This window comes from Roseitalea sp., from assembly GCF_984466335.1.
The window spans coordinates 1-2,026 of record NZ_CFIFWG010000258.1 but is presented as its reverse complement, the minus strand read 5'-3'; the positions used below and the strand labels follow the sequence as shown (position 1 = coordinate 2,026).

General features: G+C 67.9%; 3 protein-coding genes. All 3 read right to left on the bottom strand.

The annotated features are described in order from the left end of the window. A partial coding sequence (locus AC5E6L_RS15280) for a pilus assembly protein N-terminal domain-containing protein (RefSeq protein WP_491774452.1) occupies nucleotides 1-444 on the bottom strand: 444 nt, incomplete at its 3' end. Next, complete coding sequence (gene cpaB, locus AC5E6L_RS15275; RefSeq protein WP_491230632.1) at nucleotides 441-1,235, bottom strand: Flp pilus assembly protein CpaB; 795 nt, start codon at nucleotides 1,233-1,235, stop codon at nucleotides 441-443. The genes AC5E6L_RS15280 and cpaB, both read right to left, overlap by 4 nt. 177 nt (nucleotides 1,236-1,412) lie before the next feature. Next, nucleotides 1,413-1,922 (bottom strand): A24 family peptidase, encoded by a 510-nt coding sequence (locus tag AC5E6L_RS15270; protein WP_491230631.1) that lies wholly within the window; start codon nucleotides 1,920-1,922, stop codon nucleotides 1,413-1,415. Nucleotides 1,923-2,026 lie beyond the last annotated feature (104 nt).

The window sequence follows — 2,026 nt, the reverse complement described above, 5'->3', positions numbered from 1 at the left end:
CACGTCGCGCTCGACCCGCAGATCGAGGCTGACGAGCTGATCGCCGTTCTGGTCGAAGACGAAGATGTTCGTCGTGCCGACCTTCTTGCCGAACAGGTAGATCCGCTGCGCGGTGCGGCTGACCGCGTCGGCCACTTCAGGGTTGGCGACCAGGATGTCGTGCGCGTCTGCCGGAAGGTCGATGACGAGCGACTTGTCGAGCCCCAGCACGATCCGCTCGCTGCCAGAGCCGTCCCGGCCGACCTCGACCACGCTTTGCGCATGCGCCCGCATGGCGTCCGCCGGCACCGGCGCGGCCGGCGAGACGGCCAGCAAGGCGGCCGCCGCGACGAGCGCCACCAAGCCCCTGAGAGCGGCGGGGGCCACGGTCCCCTGCCCGTGGATCGGTTTGGAAGGAGCGCCGCCGGGCGCGGCGCGGGCTGCGTTGCCGGTCGCAAGTGTCATTGTGCCGCCGTGCTCCTCTGCCCGCCCTTGATGATGGTGATCGTGCCGCCCGGACCGCCGCCGACCAGGTGCTCGGCGGCCCTGCCGGCGTCTTCGGGATTGACGTCCTTGACCGAGCGCAGCGACAGTGTCAGCCGGTCCGCCATCTGGCGCGCCACCGTGATGATCTCGGCCTGGCGCGGCGTCAGTTCGAGCGTCGCGGTCTGGCCGACCTGAACCAGCCGGCCTTGCTCGTCCTCGCGGATCGTCTGGTCGATGGCGAGCACGCGGATGTTGTTCAGGATCGTTTCGGTCTCGAAGCCGCCGGCGACGCCGCGCGAGACCATGATCACGTCGACATAATCGTCGGGCAGGATGAAGCCGCCCGCCGACGTATCGGCGGCGATCTCGGTTGCGACGGCGCGCTTGCCGGACGGCAGGATCGAGGACATGAAGCTCTGGTCGGCGCCCAGCAGCTTGATCGTGCGGATCGGCTCGCCCTGCGCGATCGTGGAGCGGACGACCGATTCGGACAGTTCGGCGATCGCCTCGGGGCGGCTTTGGCGGGTGATGAAGTCGGGAGCGACGGCGTCGGTCGGCCATTTCTGCCAGCGCATGCGCCGCTCGACGCGCGCGCCGGTGGTCAGTGTCTCGGTCGCGATCAGGACCTCGTCAAGCGCGATTGCCGGCGCGGCGGGCACCACCGCGACCGGCTGGGAAGGTGCGCGCGGCCCCATCATGTTCATGGCCAGGAAGCCGGCCGCACCGGCCGCCACGATCGCGATAACCAGAATAACGATACGCATCGACATGGGCACACCCGGTTTGCCGGCGGATCCTTCCGCCACCGGGACCATATTCGGCGCGCAATGGTGTACTTATGGTTAACGATCCTTGCAGCGTCTTGCTTAACGGCTTGTAAACGCGGCGTGGGGGCGCCCAGGCTCGGGCCTGAGCCTAGACTTGCCCGAGCCTAGACTTGCCTGAGCCTAGACTTGGGCAACGGCCCAGACCATGGCCGGCGACTGGTTGAACGTGGCAAGGCCGCCAATGGCCAGGGCGATCCCGTAGGGAACGTCCTTCTCGTCGACGATGCGGCGCAGGGCCCGCACCTGGCCGGCGACGGTCGCCAGCGGCGACTTGCGGACAACCATCAAAAAGAGCGTCAGCACCCCGCCCGCCACCGTCGCAAGGAGCAGATAGTGCATCAGTGCCGGACCGATGCCGAACCACAGCGCGGTCGAGGCCATGAGCTTGGCGTCGCCGCCGCCCATGACGCCGACGGCGAACAGGCCGAACGTCGCCGCCAGGACCAGCGCGAAGGCGGCCAGATGCAGGGCGAATCCGGGCCAGGTCAGGCCGATGAACGGCGCGACGGCAAGGAATGTGACGATCAGCAGAAGCGAGACGCGATTGGCGATCGTCATGGTGAAAAAGTCGGACAGCGCCGCATGAATCATCGCGAAGGGAAAGACGACGAAGATGACTGCGCTGAGCATGGCACGGCCCGATTGTTCGATGCTGGTGTGCGTGTCGGCAGCCCTTCAGGCCCCTCTTTCAAGGTCGGTGCCGGGCGCGGCGGCGATGCGGCCCGTGCGTTGCC